The organism is Pseudomonas rustica (assembly GCF_049959085.1).
Classification (GTDB): Bacteria; Pseudomonadota; Gammaproteobacteria; order Pseudomonadales; family Pseudomonadaceae; genus Aquipseudomonas; species Aquipseudomonas rustica.
On the sequence record NZ_CP188200.1, the window covers coordinates 639,068 to 659,881 of the forward strand.

At 59.2% G+C, this 20,814-nt stretch carries 17 protein-coding genes; 9 read left to right on the top strand and 8 right to left on the bottom strand.

The features are described 5' to 3' along the window. The first annotated feature begins 79 nt into the window (after positions 1-79). From ACP3TY_RS03080 to groL, 4 genes are all read left to right on the top strand, one after another. Complete coding sequence (locus tag ACP3TY_RS03080; RefSeq protein ID WP_053123387.1) at positions 80-811, top strand: HugZ family protein; 732 nt, start codon at positions 80-82, stop codon at positions 809-811. Positions 812-876: 65 nt separating this feature from the next. Continuing rightward, positions 877-1,353, top strand: coding sequence for an FxsA family protein (locus ACP3TY_RS03085; protein WP_212546271.1), 477 nt, complete (start codon positions 877-879; stop codon positions 1,351-1,353). 259 nt (positions 1,354-1,612) lie between these two features. After that, the gene (locus tag ACP3TY_RS03090; RefSeq protein WP_007916610.1) at positions 1,613-1,906 is read left to right on the top strand and encodes a co-chaperone GroES; all 294 of its coding nucleotides are present in this window, start codon (positions 1,613-1,615) and stop codon (positions 1,904-1,906) included. A 50-nt stretch (positions 1,907-1,956) separates the two neighbouring features. Further along, the gene (groL, locus tag ACP3TY_RS03095; RefSeq protein WP_426619229.1) at positions 1,957-3,603 is read left to right on the top strand and encodes a chaperonin GroEL; all 1,647 of its coding nucleotides are present in this window, start codon (positions 1,957-1,959) and stop codon (positions 3,601-3,603) included. Positions 3,604-3,768: 165 nt separating this feature from the next. On the opposite strand, the gene ACP3TY_RS03100 is transcribed toward groL, so the two are convergent. Further along, complete coding sequence (locus tag ACP3TY_RS03100) at positions 3,769-4,512, bottom strand: phosphatase PAP2 family protein (RefSeq protein WP_282355485.1); 744 nt, start codon at positions 4,510-4,512, stop codon at positions 3,769-3,771. A 221-nt stretch (positions 4,513-4,733) separates the two neighbouring features. On the opposite strand from ACP3TY_RS03100, the gene ACP3TY_RS03105 reads away from it, so the two are divergent. The 5 genes from ACP3TY_RS03105 to ACP3TY_RS03125 all read left to right on the top strand — a co-directional run bounded on the left by ACP3TY_RS03105 (position 4,734) and on the right by ACP3TY_RS03125 (position 8,457). Beyond that, complete coding sequence (locus tag ACP3TY_RS03105; RefSeq protein ID WP_053123379.1) at positions 4,734-5,405, top strand: response regulator transcription factor; 672 nt, start codon at positions 4,734-4,736, stop codon at positions 5,403-5,405. Continuing rightward, positions 5,405-6,679 (top strand): sensor histidine kinase, encoded by a 1,275-nt coding sequence (locus ACP3TY_RS03110; RefSeq protein ID WP_053123377.1) that lies wholly within the window; start codon positions 5,405-5,407, stop codon positions 6,677-6,679. The genes ACP3TY_RS03105 and ACP3TY_RS03110 overlap by 1 nt, the downstream gene beginning before the upstream one ends. 161 nt (positions 6,680-6,840) lie before the next feature. Beyond that, positions 6,841-7,509, top strand: a complete 669-nt coding sequence (locus tag ACP3TY_RS03115) for a class I SAM-dependent methyltransferase (protein ID WP_053123376.1) — start codon at positions 6,841-6,843, stop codon at positions 7,507-7,509. A gap of 4 nt (positions 7,510-7,513) precedes the next feature. Next, positions 7,514-8,227, top strand: a complete 714-nt coding sequence (locus tag ACP3TY_RS03120; protein WP_212546268.1) for a lipopolysaccharide kinase InaA family protein — start codon at positions 7,514-7,516, stop codon at positions 8,225-8,227. Between the two features lie 2 nt (positions 8,228-8,229). Further along, a complete protein-coding gene (locus ACP3TY_RS03125) occupies positions 8,230-8,457 on the top strand; it encodes a hypothetical protein (protein WP_053123372.1) in 228 nt (75 codons plus the stop codon). Between the two features lie 134 nt (positions 8,458-8,591). On the opposite strand, the gene ACP3TY_RS03130 is transcribed toward ACP3TY_RS03125, so the two are convergent. From ACP3TY_RS03130 to ACP3TY_RS03160, 7 genes are all read right to left on the bottom strand, one after another. After that, positions 8,592-11,618 (bottom strand): multidrug efflux RND transporter permease subunit, encoded by a 3,027-nt coding sequence (locus ACP3TY_RS03130; RefSeq protein ID WP_426619230.1) that lies wholly within the window; start codon positions 11,616-11,618, stop codon positions 8,592-8,594. Between the two features lie 13 nt (positions 11,619-11,631). Continuing rightward, positions 11,632-12,780: an efflux RND transporter periplasmic adaptor subunit gene (locus tag ACP3TY_RS03135; protein ID WP_212543935.1), complete on the bottom strand. Its 1,149-nt coding sequence runs from the start codon at positions 12,778-12,780 to the stop codon at positions 11,632-11,634. Positions 12,781-12,948: 168 nt separating this feature from the next. Continuing rightward, the gene (locus tag ACP3TY_RS03140; protein WP_426619231.1) at positions 12,949-14,049 is read right to left on the bottom strand and encodes a DUF1513 domain-containing protein; all 1,101 of its coding nucleotides are present in this window, start codon (positions 14,047-14,049) and stop codon (positions 12,949-12,951) included. A 14-nt stretch (positions 14,050-14,063) separates the two neighbouring features. Beyond that, positions 14,064-15,128: an imelysin family protein gene (locus ACP3TY_RS03145; RefSeq protein WP_426619232.1), complete on the bottom strand. Its 1,065-nt coding sequence runs from the start codon at positions 15,126-15,128 to the stop codon at positions 14,064-14,066. Between the two features lie 27 nt (positions 15,129-15,155). Continuing rightward, positions 15,156-16,583, bottom strand: coding sequence for a di-heme oxidoredictase family protein (locus ACP3TY_RS03150; RefSeq protein WP_426619233.1), 1,428 nt, complete (start codon positions 16,581-16,583; stop codon positions 15,156-15,158). A 261-nt stretch (positions 16,584-16,844) separates the two neighbouring features. Next, positions 16,845-18,191: an imelysin family protein gene (locus ACP3TY_RS03155; protein ID WP_053123360.1), complete on the bottom strand. Its 1,347-nt coding sequence runs from the start codon at positions 18,189-18,191 to the stop codon at positions 16,845-16,847. A gap of 212 nt (positions 18,192-18,403) precedes the next feature. Beyond that, positions 18,404-20,455, bottom strand: coding sequence for a putative bifunctional diguanylate cyclase/phosphodiesterase (locus tag ACP3TY_RS03160; protein ID WP_053123358.1), 2,052 nt, complete (start codon positions 20,453-20,455; stop codon positions 18,404-18,406). Positions 20,456-20,814 lie beyond the last annotated feature (359 nt).

Sequence of the window (20,814 nt, forward strand, 5' to 3'; positions counted from 1 at the left end):
ATTGCCCGATGGCGTGACCGAAACTTTCTTCCGGGCGCCTGTCCGTTTTTTCGACGGATTCTATTTAAGGAGTCATAAATTGAGCGTTGAAGTGGCCAAGAATGCCCGAGAATTGCTTCTCAAGGAATACCGTGGAGTGCTGTCGACGCACTCCAAATCGATGCCCGGTTTTCCCTTTGGCTCCGTGGTGCCGTACTGCCTCGACGAGCAGGGCCGCCCGCTGATCCTCATCAGCCGCATCGCCCAGCACACCCACAACCTGCAGAAAGATCCGAAATGTTCGTTGTTGGTGGGTGAGCGTGAAGCCGACGACGTGCAAGCCGTTGGTCGCCTGACCTATCTCGCCGAAGCGCAAAAGCTCGAAGACGGCGCTGCGATTGAAGCCGCCGCCGAGCGTTACTACCGCTACTTCCCGGATTCGCAGAACTACCACAAGGCTCACGATTTCGATTTCTGGGTGCTGACCCCGGTGCGCCATCGTTACATCGGCGGTTTCGGCGCGATTCACTGGATCGATCAAGTGACGCTGGCCAACCCGTTCGCCGGCAAGGGCGAGATCAGCATGGTCGAGCACATGAACAGCGACCACGCCAAAGCCATCGCGCACTACGTCGACCTCGCCGGTCTGCCGAAAACCGTGCCGGCGCAATTGGCGGGCATCGACACCGAAGGCATGCACCTGCGCATCGGTCAGGCGCTGTACTGGCTGCCGTTCCCAGCACCCTGTAATACGCCGACACAAGTGCGCGAAGCCTTGGTTTCTCTGGCTCACGCCGAGGTCTGGCCAAAAAATGAAGTGGCCGACGCTTGAATTCACGAAAGGCCGACGTCATCTAAGGCTTACTGCAAGGCATTTCTTGCGTTGAGGAAACTTTGATGCGCCCTTTTCTGTTGCTCTTTCTGCTGTTTCCGGTGCTGGAGCTGTTCGTATTCGTCAAAGTGGCAGGGGCTATCGGGTTTTTCCCGGCCCTGCTGCTGATCATTGTCGGCTCGATGTTCGGTGTGTTCGTACTGCGCGTCGCCGGTCTGGCCACGGCACTGCGTGCCCGTGAAAGCCTGAACCGCGGCGAACTGCCTGCGCAAACCATGCTCGAAGGCCTGATGCTGGCACTGGCCGGTGGTCTGTTGATTCTGCCGGGCTTTATCAGCGACGTCGTCGGTCTGGTCATGCTGCTGCCGTTCACCCGTCGTCTGCTGGCGAACAAAATGCGCCAGCGCGCCGAAGAACAGGCCATGCGTCAGCGCGCCTTTGCTGACGACCTGCAACCGCGTGGCGGTCCCGCACCGCGTCAGCCTCTGGGCCGCGAGGGTGATGTGATCGAAGGCGAGTTCGAACACCGCGATCCCAAGTAACGTCTGTATCGACACGGCACCTTCGGGTGCCGTGTTCGTTTGGGGCTGATTTTGTCCGCAGAATCCGCGAAATTTTTTTCGCCTCGCCCTTGTAATAAGCTTATGCGCCCTTATGTATCGGTCACCGAAAGGTTTCTGGCATTTGCGCCAGTCAGTCTTCCGCGTCTCGCTCGACGAGGCGCAACCGGCGAAGGCCGGATTTGTTAAACCCGCCGGGACTACACCGGCCGATGAAAACCACAATTAGGAGAGATCGACAATGAAGCTTCGTCCTCTGCATGACCGCGTCGTAATCCGTCGCAGCGAAGAAGAAAAGAAAACCGCTGGCGGTATCGTCCTGCCAGGTTCGGCTGCTGAAAAAGCCAACCACGGTGTGATTCTCGCTGTAGGCCCGGGCAAAGCTCTGGAAAACGGCGAAGTGCGCGCACTGTCCGTTAAAGAAGGCGACAAGGTTGTGTTCGGTCCTTACTCCGGCAGCAACACAGTGAAAGTCGACGGCGAAGACCTGCTGGTAATGAGCGAGAACGAAATCCTCGCTGTTATCGAAGGCTGATACCCCCGTTCATTTTCCCGCTACTACAAAGTATTTAAGGAATATCGATCATGGCTGCTAAAGAAGTTCTGTTTGGCGATTCCGCCCGTAAAAAAATGCTCAAGGGCGTCAACGTCCTGGCTGACGCAGTAAAAGCGACCCTGGGCCCGAAAGGCCGTAACGTGATCATCGAGAAGAGCTTCGGCGCTCCGACCATCACCAAGGACGGCGTTTCCGTCGCCAAAGAAATCGAACTCGAAGACCGTTTCGAAAACATGGGCGCGCAGCTGGTCAAAGACGTTGCCTCCCGTGCCAACGATGACGCTGGTGACGGTACTACTACCGCTACCGTTCTGGCTCAGTCGATCGTCAACGAAGGCCTGAAAGCCGTCGCTGCCGGCATGAACCCGATGGACCTGAAGCGCGGTATCGACAAAGCGACCATCGCTATCGTCAAAGAGCTGAAGAACCTGTCCAAGCCTTGCGCTGACACCAAGGCAATCGCTCAGGTCGGCACCATCTCCGCCAACTCCGACAGCTCCATCGGCGACATCATTGCCGAAGCCATGGAAAAAGTCGGCAAAGAAGGCGTGATCACCGTTGAAGAAGGCACTGGCCTGGAAAACGAACTGTCGGTTGTTGAGGGCATGCAGTTCGACCGTGGCTACCTGTCCCCGTACTTCGTCAACAAGCCAGAAACCATGGTTGCCGAGCTGGACAGCCCGCTGATCCTGCTGGTCGACAAAAAGATCTCGAACATCCGTGAAATGCTGCCAGTACTGGAAGCCGTTGCCAAAGCCGGCCGTCCACTGCTGATCGTTTCCGAAGACGTTGAAGGCGAAGCCCTGGCGACTCTGGTTGTGAACAACATGCGTGGCATCGTTAAAGTCGCAGCCGTCAAGGCTCCAGGCTTCGGCGACCGTCGCAAGGCCATGCTGCAGGACATCGCTGTTCTGACCGGCGGTACCGTTATCTCCGAAGAAATCGGCCTGAGCCTGGAAGCAGCAACCCTGGAAAACCTGGGTAGCGCTAAAAAGGTCAGCATCTCCAAGGAAAACACCATCATCGTTGACGGTGCTGGCGTTGAAGCAGACATCCAGGCGCGCATCACTCAGATCCGTGCCCAGGCTGCTGAAACTTCCTCGGACTACGACCGTGAAAAACTGCAAGAGCGTCTGGCCAAGCTGTCCGGCGGCGTTGCAGTGATCAAGGTTGGCGCTGGTTCCGAAGTAGAAATGAAAGAGAAGAAAGCCCGCGTTGAAGACGCCCTGCATGCAACCCGTGCAGCCGTTGAAGAAGGCGTGGTACCTGGCGGTGGCGTTGCGCTGATCCGCGCTCTGCAAACCCTGAACGACCTGAAAGGCGACAACGCTGATCAGGACGTCGGTATCGCAGTTCTGCGTCGCGCTGTTGAAGCACCGCTGCGTCAGATCGCTGCCAACAGCGGCGACGAGCCAAGCGTTGTAGTCAACGAAGTCAAGAACGGCACCGGTAACTTCGGTTACAACGCTGCGACTGGCGAATACGGCGACATGATCGAAATGGGCATCCTGGATCCGACCAAGGTGACTCGTTCCGCTCTGCAAGCTGCATCGTCGATCGGCGGTCTGATCCTGACCACCGAAGCTGCAGTAGCTGACGCGCCGAAGAAAGACGGCGCAGCTGGCGGCGGCATGCCAGACATGGGCGGCATGGGTGGCATGGGCGGCATGATGTAAGCCAGCCTTACCCCCGTAACGAAAAACCCCGCTGACGCGAGTCAGCGGGGTTTTTTATTGTCCTTCAAAAGATCACAGGCAAAAGATCGCAGCCTTCGGCAGCTCCTACAGGGGATCGCGAACATCTGTAGGAGCTGCTGAAGGCTGCGATCTTTTGATCTCCATTCAGGCGCTGATTGGTTGTGTTTTGACGACTGCCTCAGCCCTCACCGCCGGGCGATACAGCACCCAGTAATACGACCCCAGACAAATCAGCCAGCAGAAAATCGCCGTCCACACGTTGTGCGAGAAAAAGTGCGCGCCCTGCATCATCCGGCTGATCGAGAACACCGAACCCAACGCAAAGGCAAAGATAAACGCCTGCCTGGCCAAACGCGGACGACGATCACGCAGCACGAAAAACAGCGCAAACAAGGTAAACCCGGTAGCCGCATGCCCACCCGGCCAGCAACGCCCCGGCTTGTCGGTTTGCGGGCGATGTTCCATGAGCTTGCTGTAAGTCTCATGGCCGCCAAACTGCTCAAGGCTCCACGGGCATTGCACTGCCGTCATGGCTTTGACCGGCGTGACAAACGAAGTCGCCAGACCCAACGACAGCACCAGACAGCCCAGTTCGCGCTTGAACGGTTTCAGCCGCTCTATAAAGAACGCGCCAATGAAACCAAAGATCGCAAACACCGAAAACGCAATCACCACCTCCTTGGCGCGGTCATGCAGGATGTCTTCGAGAAAGTAACTGTGTCGCCCGATGAAATCACCCGCTACCGGGTCGTAAAACAGTTGAGCCAGGTACATGTCCAGATCGGTCAGTTCGAGCAGTACCAGAATGATCGCCGCAACAGCGGGTATTCCCAGGCACCACCAGAAATTCAGCGGCCGGGGAGCGGGGCGGGCAGAGGTCGACACCATGGGTAATTCCTTGGTCGGTAAGTGTGTTCTGAGGAGCGCAACCGCGGGGAGTCTGCGCGCGCTGGCGTCGCTGATTTGTTAATCGAAAGTGAAAAAAACGTTGGCGGCCACAATGAACGTTTTTCTCGCAAAACAACCCAACACACGCCTAGCCGTCAGCCACACTTGGCCGTAAGCTGCGCGGGCCAAGACGGCCATTACTGTGTACGGAAGAGGTGCCCATGCGAATTCTGGTGGTCGAAGACAACCGCGATATCCTCGCCAATCTGGCCGATTATCTGGGCCTCAAGGGCTATACCGTCGATTGCGCGCAGGACGGACTGTCGGGCCTGCATCTGGCCGCAACCGAGCATTACGACCTGATCATTCTCGACATCATGTTGCCGGGCATCGACGGCTACACCCTGTGCAAGCGCCTGCGTGAAGATGCCCGCCGTGACACTCCGGTGATCATGCTCACCGCCCGCGATCAACTCGATGACCGTTTGCAGGGTTTCAAATCCGGTGCCGACGATTACCTGATCAAGCCGTTCGCCTTGTCCGAACTGGCTGCGCGGGTCGAAGCAGTCATGCGTCGTGCGCAAGGTGGCGGACGCCGAGCGTTGCAGGTTGGCGAGCTGAATTACGACCTCGACACGCTGGAAGTGACCCGCGAAGGCAAACTGCTCAAGCTCAACCCGGTGGGCCTCAAGTTGCTCGCGGTATTGATGCAGAAGAGCCCGCACGTACTGCGTCGCGAGGTGCTTGAAGAAGCGCTGTGGGGCGACGACTGCCCGGACAGCGACAGCCTGCGCAGTCATGTGCACCAGTTGCGTCAAGTGATCGACAAACCGTTCGCCAAACCACTGCTGCATACCGTGCACGGCGTGGGTTACCGCCTGGCCGATGCGTAATGGAGTTTAGACAGAGCCTTTCGCAACGGATCATTATCGCTTTTGCATTGATGAGTGCGCTGGTGGCCGGCGCGTTTGCCATGGGCATTGTCGCCACGGTGCATCTGGTCGAGGAGAAACTGATTTCGGCGGGCCTGGGCGGCGACTTGCAGCGCTTGCTGTTGATGGACAACGTTTCGGACTGGAGCCATCGCCCCGAGCCGGATCAGTTGTTCTACTTCAGCGGCGGGCCGGGCGATTTCGAGTTGCCGAAAGATCTGCGTCACCTTGATTCCGGTTTCCACGAAGTGTTCCGCGAGCAGCTGTCGTATCACGCGATGGTCGAGATCGTCGACGGTCGGCGTTACGTGTTGCTGCAGGATCAAAGTGATTTCGAAGAGCGCGAGCGCGTGCTGTTCGCCGTGGTGCTGGTGGGCTTTGTGCTCAGTCTGGCGCTGGCGGTGTTCCTCGGCTGGGTGCTCGCGCGCAAGGTAATGGCACCGGTGGTGCGCCTGGCGCGCCAGGTTCGCCATCGCGACCAATTACTTGGGCTGGCGCCACCGTTGGCGCCGGATTATGCCGCTGACGAAGTCGGGGAACTGGCGGTGGCATTTGACGCCACGCTGGGGCGCCTGCGTCAGGCCCTGACCCGTGAGCGGCTGTTTACCAGCGACGTCAGCCATGAGCTGCGCACGCCGTTGATGGTTCTGGCCAGTTCCTGTGAGCTGCTGCTGGAAAACCCGGCCATCGACGCACGGGGACGTTCGCAGGTCGAGCGCATCGCCCGCGCCAGCGAAGAAATGCGCGAACTGGTGCAAACCTTCCTGATGCTCGCCCGAGCCCAGCGTGAAGACGCGGGTGCAGCACCTCAGCAAAGCCTCTCGCAAGTCGCTGAAGGGTTACTGTGTGTGTGGCGTGAGCCGATTGAATCCAAGGGCTTGAGGCTGGATTTTGCCGCCGGCCAACCAACGCAGACCCGTTTCAATGCGACCTTGTTGGGAGCGGTGATGGGCAACTTGCTGCGCAACGCCTGCCACTACACCGAAAAAGGTTTTATTCGCCTGACGCTGACGGGCAACGGCTTTATCGTCGAAGATTCCGGCGTGGGCATTCCGGAGGAAAAGCGCGAGGCGATGTTTCAGCCTTTCGTGCGCGGGGCAGAGAAACGCGGCGAAGGTCTGGGGCTCGGATTGTCGCTGGTGCAGCGCATCTGCGAGAACGAGGGCTGGAGCGTCAGTTTGAGCACGATGGAGCCCAATGGCTGCCGCTTCGAAGTGGATCTTGGCAAACTTTGACGCCAGTAGTGGCCCCGCGCTACTCCCGCTTACCTGTCTAAATCCTGTATAACTCTGAAATAGTTTGGCGGTTTACCCAACGAAATTTTCACAATTGGATGACCTGACACTGACACCCCCATCCCTAAGGTGGGGGCATCAGTAATTCAGGAGTCCTGGTGATGGCCGGCCCGATCAAGCTCGATTTTTCCGAAAAGTACGACGACAACCATGCGCAGAAATATCTGCACAAGCATCAAGCCAATCTGGGGCGCCGCTTATCCCATTGGCGCGATGTTCAGTTGGCCCGCAAGGCGCTGACTCTGGCCGGCGAGCCGGGGCTGGTGCTGGATTTGCCCTGTGGTGCAGGCCGTTTCTGGCCGATGCTGGCGGAAAAGTCGAATCGGGTAATCATCGGTGCGGACAACTCCGAATCAATGATCAAGACCGCGATGCAGGCGCAACCGGCTGATGTGGTGAAAAGGGTACAACCCTTGCACACCTCCGCGTTCGACATCGCTTTACCGGACAACGCCGTCGACAGCATTTTCTGCATGCGCCTGCTGCATCACATCGGTGAAGCCGAGCACCGGATGGCGATCCTGCGTGAATTCGAGCGTGTGACCCGTGACAGCGTGATTATTTCGCTGTGGGTGGATGGCAATTTCAAGTCCTGGAAGCGCAAGCGCTCCGAGGCAAAACGTGGGCAGGAAGGTTACCAGAACCGTTTTGTGTTACCGGCCGCTACGGTCGAGAAAGAATTCGAAGCCGCCGGTTTCCGTATTCAGGAACAATTGGATTTTATCCCGCTATATGCGATGTGGCGGGTCTACGTATTACGCAAGAGGTAGCAGGATGGCAGTGCAATTTGCAGCAGAGACGGACGTCGCTCCGCAGGATCGTTTCGACTACTACTGGAACCAGCAAGGCGAATGGGTAGAAGAACCCAATGTCCGCCGTGGTGGCCAAAGTGGTGTTCAGCGAGTCGTGGGGCGAGATGGTCAACTGCTGTATGCCAAGCGCCAGACCGGACACATTTATCGTAGCTGGCTGCACCCGTTTGGCCGTCCGACCGTATTGCGTGAGCTGGATGCCCTGACCGGCGTCAGCAAGCTCGGTGTGCGTGTGCCGGAGATCGTGTTCTGCGGTGCCCAGCCGGATCCGCAATACAAGTGGCGTGCACTGCTGGTGACCAAATCCCTGGACGGCTTTGACGAGCTGGAAAAGTGGGAAGCCGCCGGTGGTCGTGCGCAGTACGGCGAAGCGGTGTATGAGCGCGTGCTCAAAGACCTCGCCGAAAACATGGCGCGCATGCACAAGGGCCGTTGGCAGCACAGCTGCATCTACATTAAACACGTTTTTGTACGGGTAACCGGCGAAGGGGATTCGGCCAAGGTTGAAGTGGCCTTGATCGATCTGGAGAAGTGCCGTCAGCGTCTGACCGCCTATCGCGCCGCCTCCCATGACATGAAACAAATGCGCCGCCATTCGTCGTTCAGCGATGCTGACTGGAAGAAACTCGTCTACTTTTACGAGACGGCGTTTGGCAGCGCTATCAAAGGTTTATAGCGATGAAACTCGAAATTGCACGAGGTTTGTTTCTGGTTGGCGCCTTGGCAGTTGCTTCATTAGCGGTGGCTGCCTGGGAGCAGCCACGCATGCAGGTCATCGGTGCGTCCGTAGAGGGCGAGCACTGCGCAATACCACGGGTGGCGAAAGCCTCCGTGGCGACCAAACCCGATCATGATTTATTGCTGTTCATGTTCGGGATGGCACAGGGAATGAGGCCGCAAAGTTGAACCGATTGAAGCCAAAATAAAGGCCTCGCAGATGCGAGGCCTTTTTTTGAGAATCAAAAGATCGCAGCCTTCGGCAGCTCCTACAGAAGATGCATTGCAATGTAGGAGCTGCCGAAGGCTGCGATCTTTTGATCTTAAGCTTTGTCAGGTTTTGCCAGCAGGGTGTAGATGCACGGCAATACAAACAGGGTAAACAGCGTGCCGATCGACATCCCCGTCGCGATCACCATGCCGATATCAAACCGGCTGACCGCGCCCGCACCGGTCGCCAGAATCAGTGGCACCATGCCAAACACCATCGCCGCCGTGGTCATCAGCACCGGGCGCAATCGAATCGCCGCCGCTTCCTCCACCGCCTCGCGCGCGGTCAGGCCTTTGTCCTTGCGTAACTGGTTGGCGAATTCGACGATCAAGATCCCGTGTTTACTGATCAAACCGATCAACGTCACCAGCCCGACCTGGGTGTAGATGTTCATGCTCGACCAGCCAAGAAACAGCGGAATCAGCGCCCCGCAGATCGACAACGGCACCGTCACCAGAATCACCAGCGGATCACGGAAGCTCTCGAACTGCGCCGCGAGCACCAGAAAAATGATCGCCAGTGCCAAGGCAAACGTCACCCACAACGCGCTGCCTTCCTGCACGAACTGCCGCGAAGCGCCGCCATAGTCAAAGGCAAACCCGGCCGGCGCTTCTTCGCGGGCGATCTGCAGCACCGTGTCGATGGCTTCGCCCATGCTGACCAGCGGGAAACCGGAAATCTTCGCCGCGTTGAGTTGCTGGAACTGGTTGAGTTGTCGCGGTCGCGCACGATCGGTGACTTTGATCAGCGTCGACAGCGGCAACAGCTCGCCTTGGGTGTTCTTCACGTAATAGTTGTTCAGCCAGTCCGGGTTGTCGCGATACGGCCGCTCGACCTGAGCGATGACCTTGTAGCTGCGCCCCTCAATGGTGAAGCGATTGATTTCCGCCTCGCCCAGCAGCGTCGCCAGCGTGCTGCCCAAATCGAGCATCGACACGCCCATCTGCGCGGCTTTGGCGCGGTCGATGTCGACCACCACTTCCGGTTTATCGAACGCCAGATCAAGGTCGACGAAGGCGAACTTGCCCGACTCCATCGCGCGTTTCTTGATCCGGTCGGCCACCTGTAACAGCAGTTCGTAATCGTTGGCGGTGTTGATCACGAATTCAAACGGCAAACCTTCGCCGGTGCCAGGCAGGGAGGGCAGGTTGAAGCCGAAAATCTGCAGGCCTGGAATGCCTTCGAGTTTGCCCTGCACCTCGGGAAGAATTTCCATCTGCGTGCGGCTGCGCTCGTTCCACGGTTTCAGCAGGAAACCGCCGATGCCCGCCTGCACGCCGTTGTAGCCGTTGATCTGGAACGAAGAGTAGTACTCCGGGAACTCCTTGAAGATCTTGATGAATTCGTCGGTGTAAGTGCTCAGGTAATCGAGGTTGGTCGGTTGCGGCGCGTTGGCCATCATGAAAATGATGCCCTGGTCTTCGTCCGGCGCCAGTTCCGATTTGGTGAACTTGAGGAACACCGGAATCAGGCACAGTACGATCACCGCAAACACCAGCACCACCGGCCGCGTGTTCAGCGTGCCGTGCAGCGTGCGCTGGTAGCGGCGCTTGAGGCCGTCGAAGATGCGGTCGAGACGATGGGCGAGGCCGCTGGGGTTTTGTTCGTGGCGCAGCAGATAGGCGCACATCATCGGCGACAGGGTCAGGGCAACGACCCCGGAAATCACCACCGCCCCGGCCAGCGTCAGGGCGAACTCCTTGAACAGCGCCCCGGTCAGGCCGGTGAGAAAACCGATCGGCGCATACACCGCCGCCAGGGTGATGGTCATCGACACCACCGGCATGGCGATTTCCCGGGCGCCTTCGAGGGCCGCGTCAAACGGCGTTTTGCCTTCCTCGATGTGCCGGTGAATGTTCTCCACCACGACAATCGCATCGTCGACCACCAGACCGATGGCCAACACCATCGCCAACAGCGTCAACAGGTTGATCGAGTAACCCATCATCTGCATGAAAAACATCACGCCGATCATCGACAGCGGAATGGTCACCACCGGGATCACCACCGAACGCAGTGCGCCGAGGAACAGGAACACCACCACAATGACGATCAACACCGCTTCGAACAGGGTTTTCACCACTTCGTCGATGGAGGCCTGAATAAACAGCGTGGCGTCGTAGGCGATCTCGCTCTTGAGGTTCGGCGGCAACTGCGCTTCCAGCTCGGGCATCAGCTTGCGCACTTCCTTGATCACGTCCAGCGGGTTGGCCCCCGGCGTGGCTTTGATGCCGATATACACCGACGGCGTGCCGCCGAACGAGCTGATCGAGTCGTAGTTTTCCGCGCCCATTTCCACCCGCGCGACATCGCTGAGCAGCACGCGGCTGTCGCCACTGACCTTGAGCGGAATGGCGGCGAACGCTTCGGCGGATTTCAGTTCGGTGTTGGCGTTGATGCTGGTGACCACGTACTCGCCTTTCACTTCGCCGGCGGCGGAGAGAAAGTTGTACTGGCGCACGGCGTTGGTCACGTCGGCGGCGCTGAGGCCGAACCCGGCGAGCTTCACCGGGTCGAGCCACAAGCGCATGGCGAACACCTGATTGCCGAGAATCTCCGCTTCGGCCATGCCCGGCAGCGTCGCCAGTTTCGGCTGGATCACCCGCGACAGGTAGTCGGTGATCTGCGGGTTGCTCAAATCCTTGCTGAAAAAGCTGATGTACATCAGCGCCGAAGCGTCGGCAGATTCCTTGCTCAGCACCGGGTCTTCGGCGTCTTGCGGCAGCTTGTTTTTCACCTCGTTGGCCTTGGCCAGCAACTCGGTGAACAAGCGGTCGGTGTTCGAGCCGATACGCGCGTAGATCGAGATCACCGAGAAGTTCTGCCGACTGACCGAGGTCATGTAATCGATGCCCTCGGCGCTGGCCAGGCTCTGTTGCATCGGCTGGGTGATGTAGCCCTGAATGGTTTCGGCGTTGGCTCCGGGGTAGGCGGTGGTCACCGTGATCAGGGCGTTTTCCATTTGCGGGTATTGGCGCAGCGGCAACTTGCTCCAGGCCTGGAAGCCAAGCAACACAATCAACAGGCTGACCACGGTGGCGAGCACCGGGCGGCGGATGAACGGATCGGTAAAAGCCATGGGGATTCCTTGATCAGTCGGCGCGAGGCGGACTGTTCTGCTCGCCGAGGGTCTTGTCGTCGCTGATGGCGATGCGTGCACCGTTGTCCAGTTTGATCTGGCCAGCCGTCACTACTTCTTCGCCGCTCTGCACGCCCTTGTTGATCATCACCAGGCCATCGCGGCGCTCACCGGTTTCGATGAAACGCCGCTCGGCGATCAGTACTGGTTGGCCCTTGTCATCCTTTTCGACGGTGCCGTCCTCGGCTTTCTTCTGCCCAACCACGTAGATCGAGTTGCCGTAGAGGGTGTAGGTGATCGCGCTTTCCGGCACGACGATGTGTTTTTGCGGATCGGGCAGCAACACTTCAAGGCTGGTGAACATGCCCGGCAATAATTTGCCGTCCGGGTTGGCCAGGGTGGCGCGGATCAGAATGTTGCGCGTGGTGCTTTCAACAATCGGGTTGATCGCGCTGATCTTGCCGGCGAAGTTTTGCCCCGGATAAGCCGAGACCGAGATTTGCACCGGTTGCCCGATCGCCAGTTTCGGCACTGATTGTTCGGGCAGGTAGAAGTCGGCGTAGAGGCTGCTCAAATCCTGCAACGTGGCGATCTTGGTGCCGCTGGCGAGGTAGTCGCCGATGTCGACCTGACGGATGCCGATGGTGCCGCTGAACGGCGCGAGGATGCGTTTTTTTGCCAGCGAGGCGTTGAGCTGATTGACCGTGGCTTTGTTCTTTTGCAGCACGGCGGAGAGGCGGTCGTACTCGCCTTTGGAGATGGCGCGGCTGTCGACCAGTTGTGCGCCACGGCCGAAGTCCAGTTGCGCGAGGCCCAGATCAGCCTTGGCGGTTTCCAGCAGCGCGGTTTCGACGGCGCTGTCGAGTTGCAGCAACGGCTGCCCGGCTTTGACCTTCTGCCCGGATTCGAATTTGAGTTCGGTGACGGTGCCGGCGACTTCCAGGCTCAGCTCGACGCCTTGCAGCGCCTTGAGCGTGCCGACGGTGGGCAAGCGCATCTGCCACGGGCGCTCGGCGGCGGTGGCCACGGCAACGCTGATCGGCGGTTTCGGTTTGGAGAAGCCCTGGATCATTGTGTAGATCGAAAAGGCTTTGTAGCCGCCCAAGACCAGGACGATCAACAAGACAACACCCAACATGATCAGCATGCGGCGACGCAGCATATTTCCATTTCCTTGGATAAATCAGGTGAGACAGGCCCGAACATTACTCCGAGAGCGGCAGGGAATCCAACTGCCGACACAGCAAAAGATCGCAGCCTTCGGCAGCTCCTACAGGGGAATGCATTCCAAGGTAGGAGCTGCCGAAGGCTGCGATCTTTTGCGGTGGGTTCAGGCCATCAGGTGCAAATGGTTGTCCCAGAGCCCCGCCGGCAGTTCCAGCGGCTTGGCCAGCAGTTCATCCTGACGGCAATCGTAGTAGCGGCAACGGCCCTGACCAGACGTCACAACGAATCCGTCCTGCACCGCACCGACGCCCGCGCAATCCGGCAATGGTGCATCGAGGCGCACTTCGCCGCTGTCCAGATCCCAGATAAAGAAACGATTGCCACGCGGTGCCGTCAGTGCGACCAGACGCAACTCGCTGTGCACCGCAACGCTGGCGGTGTAATGCCCCATCGACTGCAACTGATGCTCAGGCACCGGGAACGCCACAAATGGCTGCCCCGGACGCTTTATCGCCAGCAGCTCCGAGCGCTCATGCGACGCGCCCATGAATTGCTGACCGGCAACGATGGTGCCGTCGCTGGCGATACCCAAATGGCGCACGCTGTTCATCTGCTGGGCGAGGGTTTCCTTGCTCAGCAACGTACCGTCGCGTTGCATCAATACCAGGCTCGGCTCCATGGCGCTGAGGTTCATGTCGACGCGGCTTTCCGCTTCGGTACGAATCCCGCCGTTGGCCACCACCAGCGTCTCGCCGTCAGGCATCCACGACACTTGATGCGGGCCGAGGCCGTGGGTGGAAATCTCGCCGCTGTGCACCAACCGCTCGCCTTCGAACTTGTACACGCCAAGCAAACCACGGCCAGGATCGGTCGTGTCGTTTTCGGTGGCGTACAGGTACTCGCCGTCTTTGTGCACCACGGCATGCCCGTAGAAGTGCCGGTTCGGCTGCGAGGTCACCGTATGCAACAACTTACCGTCACGCAGGTCGATCAGGTAACTCTCGGTACCCGGACGCCGAGCGACGAACAGCGCAATCGGCTGCGTCGGATGATTGATGATGTCGTGGCAACGCTGGCCGACTTCAGTGGCGAACACTCGCGTGCCGTCCAGCCGATAGCCGACGGCGTAATGCTTGCCGTCGGTATCGTCGCGCGCCGACAGCAGCAGCGGGCTCTGATCCTTGCGTTTGAACAGCGTCCAGCCGCCCAGTGTCACTGCTCCCAGCAGCGTACTAGCTAAAGTCAGAGCCTGGCGTCGCAGCATGGCACTTGCCCTCATCAGTCACCGTCGTTGGCGTTAAAGCCCAGTTGGATGCCCAGCGCCTTGGCCAGTTCGCCTTCGTGCAGGCGATGGACGACGTTGAGGCTGTCGTAGATGTCGTTGAGTTGCTGACGACCGGCGTCGTCTTCAAGCATTTCGCCGAGCGAGCGCTGAGTGCTGTCGAACAGTTTCAGCGAGGCAGCGTAGGCAGCATCGATCTTGTCGGCCAACGGCTTTTGCTCAGCCGGCAACAGCCCACGCAGGCCTTTGTTGTCGACGCCTTCCCACACGGTTTTCGCGGCGGTGAGGCTGGCTTCCAGCGCGGTCAACGAAGACTGGCTGCGCCATGCATCGGCCTGGAACGGCTGTGGCACGCCTTTGCTCTGGCGGCCCATTGGCGTGCCGAGTTTTTTCTTCAAGGTGTCCAGCGCGGTGACTTGCACGCGCAGCAGATCGGCGATCGCTTCGTGGGAGTCGGCGTAGCGCTGGTTAGGGAACTTGGACATCTGCGCGAGCATGCCGTCGGTGTTGTTCCAGCTCTGCAAAATCTCTTCGGCCAGTTGCTTCTGACGCTCGCCGATGGCGATCAGCAGTGGGCAGTATTTGGCTTTCTGCTCGGCGTTGGCGACGTCAGGCTTGGCGTCGAACAGGATGTATTCGTAAGCCGACAGACCCTGAACCACTACGCTCGATTTGGCCAGCGCGGCGGCATCGATCTGCGGCTGGGCGACGACCAGTTGCTCGACCTGACGACCGACCAGGTTCTTCTTGTCCGGCCAGAACTGGACTTGCCAGGCGCGGTTGCCTTCAGCCAGCGGACCGATCAGCAGCGGTTGCAACTCGGCCCAGGCTTTCTGCGCGTGCAGGAAATCGGCGCGGGCGGTCTCCAGGGTTTCTTTGCCTTGGCAGTAGGCGAGGGCGCTGACCGCCAGTTGCTTGTCGGCTTCGACCCAACGGGTGTAGGTCGGCAGAATCACCGATTTGGCGATGGCCGCCGAGGTGACCGCTTGCGGATCCTGCGGCGAGCAGGCGCCGAGGGCGAGCGCGGCAAGGCTGGTGAACAGTAGCTTGGGACGGAACATGTCGGGCTCCCGATTCTTTTTCAGTGTTTAAAGTGAGTTCAGAAACGCCAGCAGCGCAGCGCGCTGCTCGGCATTGAAAGATAAAACCTGTTGCTGCGCCGCCGTCGCTTCGCCGCCGTGCCAGAGCACCGCTTCGAGCAGATTGCGCGCGCGACCGTCATGCAAAAACTGTGTGTGACCGCTGACCGCTTGCGTCAGGCCAATCCCCCACAACGGCGGCGTGCGCCAGTCGCGGCCGGAGGCCTGGAATTCCGTACGGTTGTCGGCCAGACCGTCGCCCATGTCATGCAGCAGCAGATCGCTGTACGGGCGAATCACTTGATTGGCCAGTTCAGGTTCGGCGGCGTTGGCGGCGGTGGTGTATTTCGGCGTGTGGCACGAGTCGCAACCGGCCTGGAAAAACAGGTTCTTGCCGGCGATGACCTCTGCCTCGTTAACGCCACGGCGTGCCGGCACAGCGAGGTTGCGGCTGTAGAACAGCACCAGACGCAGGATGTTATCGCTGACTTCCGGTTTGCCGTCCGGGCCATTGCCGCTCGGCGCCTGTTTGCAGGCGGTTTGCGCGTCGGTGCAATCATCGAACGGTCTCAGGCTGGTCGTCAGGCCCATATCACCTGAAAACGCGTGAACATTCTGTTGATTGAGATTCGGTTGTCCGGCTTTCCAGCCAAATCGGCCCATGACGGTTTTTTGCAGTTCGTCATCCCAGACCTGGTTTGGCCGGCCATTGATGCCGTTTTTCGCTTTGGCCTGTGCGGCGGCGTTGGCGAGGATGGCTTCTTCGGGGATCGCTTCGAGCAGGCCGAGGCCGATCATCGGTGGGGCGACGCGTGCGGAAAAACGCGTGTCCGGGTGCATCGGGCCGTAGCCGAGTTGAGTGATCTGCAAGACCGGTTTGCGCAATTCGACTTCGGTGCCGTCCTTGAAGCGTACCGGCACTGGCGTGTAATCGACGCGCACCTTGCCTTCCGGGGTGACGCCGGGGATCGCCATGTCCTGAAACTGCCCGCCATACACCGGCTCCGGCACGATGCCGACCTGCTCGATGAGTTTGGCGTAGGCCGGCGTGTCAGGAATCGACAGGCGCACCAGCATCGACACGGCGTTCGACGCACCGGGCGTCGGCGGATGTCCGCGACCGTCCTTGATGTGGCAGTTCTGGCAGGCGTTGGTGTTGAACAGCGGGCCGAGGCCATCGCGGGCGGTGGTGGTTGCCGGGGCGATCACCCACGGATTGCGGAAAAAGCTGTTGCCGACGCTGAAATCGACCCGGCGCGAGGGCGGCAGATTGGCCGACGGCAGGGAAAACGCGTTCTGATCAGTCTTGCGCACAGTCGCCGCCCCGCCGGATCGCGCTTCACCGGGCTCAGCCTTGGTGAAACGCGGGGCGTCATCGCAGGCACCCAGGCCCAGGGCCATGAACAGTGCGAACAAGCGAAGAGGCAGCGAGGGCATCAGACATCCTGCGGACGAGCGAAAATAAAGGCGCAAAGTCTAACAGGGCGAGGGGGTTTGAATAAGAGGAATTATCGTTTGCTTGATACAGCGCAAATGCAAAACCCCTGTAGGAGCTGCCGAAGGCTGCGATCTTTTGATCTTGCTTTTAAAAAGACAGATCAAAAGATCGCAGCCTTCGGCAGCTCCTACATGGGACTGTGAACATCAGGGATGAAAAAGGCGACCCGAAGGTCGCCTTTTTTGAAGCGGACGTTGTGATCAGAACTCGTGATCAGCGTTGTCCGGGTTCAGGTCGCTGATGCCCAGTTTGCCGGCAGCGGCTTCGATCGAACCGGTCTGCTTGACCAAGGAGGCGATGGCGTCGCGAACGATCTGGTTGCCAGCGGTGTTGCCGGCAGCGATCAACTGGTCGTAGTGCTCACCCTTGTTGGCGTGATCAACGATGACCTGCATCTTCGCTTCGGTAGCCGCCAGGTCGGCTTTCAGCGCAGTGTCGGCAGCCGGGTCGGCTTTGACCACCAGCGACGACAGGCTGGCGCCGGTCATCTTGGTGCCGTCAACGCGCGTGTATTCGCCCAGGTAGACGTTACGAATGCCCTTGGCATCGTAGAACTGCGAGTTGTGCGTGTTATCGCTGAAGCAGTCGTGTTCGTCTTCCGGCGAGTTGGCTTCCAGGGAAACCTTCATGCGCTCGCCCGCCAGTTCACCCAGCGACAGGCTGCCCATGCCGAACAACATTTTGCGCAGGCCGCTTTCGCCTGGCTCGGCTTCCAGCGTGGCGCGGTAGTTGTCAGCCACGTTCGGCTTCCAGTTACCGACCATTTCTTCCAGATCGCTGACCAGCAGTTGGGTCACGGCTTTCAGGTAAGCGCGACGACGATCGTTGTGACCGCCAGTGGCGCCAGCGCCTTCGAGGTAGTCGGAAGCAGGACGGTTGCCAGCGCCAGGGCCGGTGCCGTTCAAGTCCTGGCCCCACAGCAGGAACTCGATGGCGTGGTAGCCAGTTGCAACGTTGGCTTCGGAACCGCCCAGCTCATTGAGGCTGGCGAGTTTTTCCGGGGTGATGTCTTTGACATCGACCTTGTCTTCGCCGACCTGGATTTCAGTGTTGGCGATGATGTTGGCGGTCGCGCCCGGGTTACCCAGTGCGTGCTCGTAGGATTTGTCGACGTAGTCGATCAGACCCTCGTCCAGTGGCCAGGCGTTAACCTGACCTTCCCAATCGTCAATGATGGTGTTGCCGAAGCGGAACACTTCGCTCTGCAGGTAAGGAACGCGAGCAGCGATCCAGGCTTCGCGAGCGGCTTTCAGCGTGTCGGCGTTCGGCTTGGCGAGGAAAGCGTCGACGGCGGTTTGCAGGGTTTTCGCGGTAGATTCGGCATCGCTGTAAACGGCGAAGACCATGTCGGCGTAGTGCGCGACCACAGCCTTGGCGGCGGCTTCGTCGACTTTACCGGCAGCGGCAGGAGCAGCCGCAGGTGCGGTGGTGCTGGCGGCTGGAGTCGGCGTGGCCGGTGCGGCGGCCTTGTCTTTACCTTCGCCGCAACCGGCGAGGGAAATAGCGATGGCCAGCAGACTGGCGGTAGCCAGAGGCATACGAATCATGGCGAACATCCTGCTTCGGTGGTTTATGGGACAGGCGCGGGGGTGCGCAAAACTGCGACATAATGCAAATCTTTCGCATTATGTGTAAAGGGTTGTGGCTGGAAATATTTCTTATTTACGTAGATCAAAAGATCGCAGCCTCGTTTCACTCGACAGCTCCTACAGGGGAATGCGATTCATGTAGGAGCTGCCGCAGGCTGCGATCTTTTGCTTTATAAAATGGCTGCGTTACTGCGCTGCGCCTGTTTGAGATAAACGCTCAACTCGCGCGCCGGCAGCGGCTTGCTGTAGAAGTAACCCTGACCTTCGTGGCAGCCTTCGGAAATGATGTAGCTTTCCTGTTCGGCGGTTTCAACGCCCTCGGCAATCACCTGCATGCCAAGGCTTTTGCCCAATTGAATGATCGCGCGAACGATGGTCGCATCGTCGTCGTCATCGAGCAGATCCTGGACGAAGCTCTTGTCGATCTTGATCTTGTCCAGCGGCAAACTTTTCAAATAACTCAGCGATGAATAACCGGTACCGAAGTCGTCGATGGCGATCAGCGCACCGGAACGGCGCAGGCTCAACAAGTGTTGCGCAGCGGTGCTGATGTCTTCCATCAGGCCGGTTTCGGTGACTTCCAGTTCCAGACTGCGCGGCGGTAAGCGGTACATCTGCAGCAGGTTATTGACCACGCGCGGCAACTCGGCGTGATGCAGTTGCACGGTGGACAGGTTCACCGCCATGCGCAAGTCGGCGAAACCCTGATCATGCCAGTCGCGCAATTGCTTGCAGGCCTGATCCAGTACCCACTCGCCAATCGCGATGATCGTGCCGTTCTGTTCCGCCAGTGGAATAAACAGATCCGGCGGTACCAGACCGTGTTCTGGATGTTGCCAGCGAATCAACGCTTCGACGCCGACCACACGGTGATCGCGATAGCTGATCTGCGGTTGATAGACGAGGTAGAACTGATCGCGCAGCAAGGCATCGCGCAGGTCTTTTTCCAGTTCGCGGCGGCGACGCATCTCGCTGTCGACGCTGGCGATGTAGAACTGATAACGGTTGCGGGAGCGGGTCTTGGCCAGGGTCATGGTCTGCTCGGCTTTCTGCAACAGCTTCTCGGTGCTGTCGCCATCCTCCGGGAACAGAGTGATGCCGATGGTCGCGCGCAGACGGATTTCCTGATGGTCGAGGGCGAACGCCGCTTCCAGATCATCCAGAATGCTTTGCGCCAGTTCCGCCGCTTCGTAAGGCTGTTCGATATCGGCCTGCACCAGTGCGAACTGATCGCCGCCCAAACGGGCGAGGGCGCCGAGGCGGCCGCTGTGGGCGCGCAAGCGATCGGCCAGCGCCAGCAGCAGTTGGTCGCCGGTCTGGTAGCTGAATTGTTCGTTGATGCCTTTGAAATCGTCCAGTCCTACACACAGCACCGCAACGCGGCGTTGCAGCTTGCCGGCGTCGACCAGGATTTTGTCCAGTTGCTGCTGCAATTGCTGACGGTTCGGCAGGCCGGTGAGAAAGTCGTATTGGGCCATGCGCAGCAGGCTGTTTTCCGCTTCGTGGCGCAAATGGGTGTTGCGTTCGATCGATTCAAGTAACTGGTTAGCGGTGTTGATCCAGAGGCCCAGCTCGTTTTTCTCGTGGCCCTTGAGCTGCGGAATCTTGTGTTCGCTGGGGCGATCGGGGTTGATCTCGGTGAGGTGCTCGATGATCCGCGACAGCGGTTTGGTCAGTAGCCAGTGATAAACCAGATACAGCACCAGACCCATGGCCAGTGCACGCAATACGCCGGAGATGAAAATGATCACCGAACTGACGATAAAACCTTCGCCATAGGTGGCGGTGTCGAGGGTGATGCTCAAGTCGCCGTAATACTCGCTATAGGGCCCGCGCCCCACCAGTTGCGTGGTGAAGGTACGTTCCTGACCGAGGATCAGGTCGGTCAGCCAACGGCTGTTGGAATGCTGCAAGTCGCGGGACTTCTGCGCGAGCATGGCTTCGTTGGGATGACCGATGGAGGCCTGGCGCACGGCATCGTCCTGGAACAGGCCCTCGATCACCTGCATGCCCATCTCCCGATCGAGGCTGTAAACCGCCTGGGTCGAGGGGTCGCGGAACATGTCGAGGATGCGTTCGGCGTCGCCGGCAACCGCTTGACGTGTTTTATAGGCATCGAAAACGATCTGCGCGCAGCTCAAGACCACGCCGACGATCAATGCCGACAGGAGCACGACCCGGAGCAACTTCACCGACAAGCTGTTCTTGAGTTCCAGCTTCAAAGGGTTATTCCTTAATCCGTGCGGGTAGCGTCAAGTTGCCATGAGTATTGGCAATCCCGTGTTGGCAGTCAAAGGGACAATCAGGCCCCGAATGAATTACCCGTGGCGTTGGCCGAAATGCTGCTCTGTGGCGTCTTCGCCCGATTAGTACTGTGTCGGTTGTATTGGCCCTCAACTTGAGCGCTGTCTGACAATTTTTCCTTTGATTGATGTTAGCCCTCTGCGCCACGGCAGCAAGCGGCGTGAGGCTGCATTTTCTGTGGGAGAAACGCCATTTTCACGTAGGAGCTGCCGAAGGCTGCGATCTTTTGATCTGAAATACCATCCGGCCAATGAGTCGCGGTCATCAAGGGCTCGAT

Bases quoted from the DNA above. Each gene is read 5' to 3' on its own strand.
- ACP3TY_RS03085 (WP_212546271.1), top strand. From the start codon at position 877: ATGCGCCCTTTTCTGTTGCTCTTTCTGCTGTTTCCGGTGCTGGAGCTG.
- ACP3TY_RS03090 (WP_007916610.1), top strand. From the start codon at position 1,613: ATGAAGCTTCGTCCTCTGCATGACCGCGTCGTAATCCGTCGCAGCGAA.
- groL (WP_426619229.1), top strand. From the start codon at position 1,957: ATGGCTGCTAAAGAAGTTCTGTTTGGCGATTCCGCCCGTAAAAAAATG.
- ACP3TY_RS03100 (WP_282355485.1), bottom strand. From the start codon at position 4,512: ATGGTGTCGACCTCTGCCCGCCCCGCTCCCCGGCCGCTGAATTTCTGG.
- ACP3TY_RS03105 (WP_053123379.1), top strand. From the start codon at position 4,734: ATGCGAATTCTGGTGGTCGAAGACAACCGCGATATCCTCGCCAATCTG.
- ACP3TY_RS03110 (WP_053123377.1), top strand. From the start codon at position 5,405: ATGGAGTTTAGACAGAGCCTTTCGCAACGGATCATTATCGCTTTTGCA.
- ACP3TY_RS03115 (WP_053123376.1), top strand. From the start codon at position 6,841: ATGGCCGGCCCGATCAAGCTCGATTTTTCCGAAAAGTACGACGACAAC.
- ACP3TY_RS03120 (WP_212546268.1), top strand. From the start codon at position 7,514: ATGGCAGTGCAATTTGCAGCAGAGACGGACGTCGCTCCGCAGGATCGT.
- ACP3TY_RS03125 (WP_053123372.1), top strand. From the start codon at position 8,230: ATGAAACTCGAAATTGCACGAGGTTTGTTTCTGGTTGGCGCCTTGGCA.
- ACP3TY_RS03130 (WP_426619230.1), bottom strand. From the start codon at position 11,618: ATGGCTTTTACCGATCCGTTCATCCGCCGCCCGGTGCTCGCCACCGTG.
- ACP3TY_RS03135 (WP_212543935.1), bottom strand. From the start codon at position 12,780: ATGCTGCGTCGCCGCATGCTGATCATGTTGGGTGTTGTCTTGTTGATC.
- ACP3TY_RS03140 (WP_426619231.1), bottom strand. From the start codon at position 14,049: ATGCTGCGACGCCAGGCTCTGACTTTAGCTAGTACGCTGCTGGGAGCA.
- ACP3TY_RS03145 (WP_426619232.1), bottom strand. From the start codon at position 15,128: ATGTTCCGTCCCAAGCTACTGTTCACCAGCCTTGCCGCGCTCGCCCTC.
- ACP3TY_RS03150 (WP_426619233.1), bottom strand. From the start codon at position 16,583: ATGCCCTCGCTGCCTCTTCGCTTGTTCGCACTGTTCATGGCCCTGGGC.
- ACP3TY_RS03155 (WP_053123360.1), bottom strand. From the start codon at position 18,191: ATGATTCGTATGCCTCTGGCTACCGCCAGTCTGCTGGCCATCGCTATT.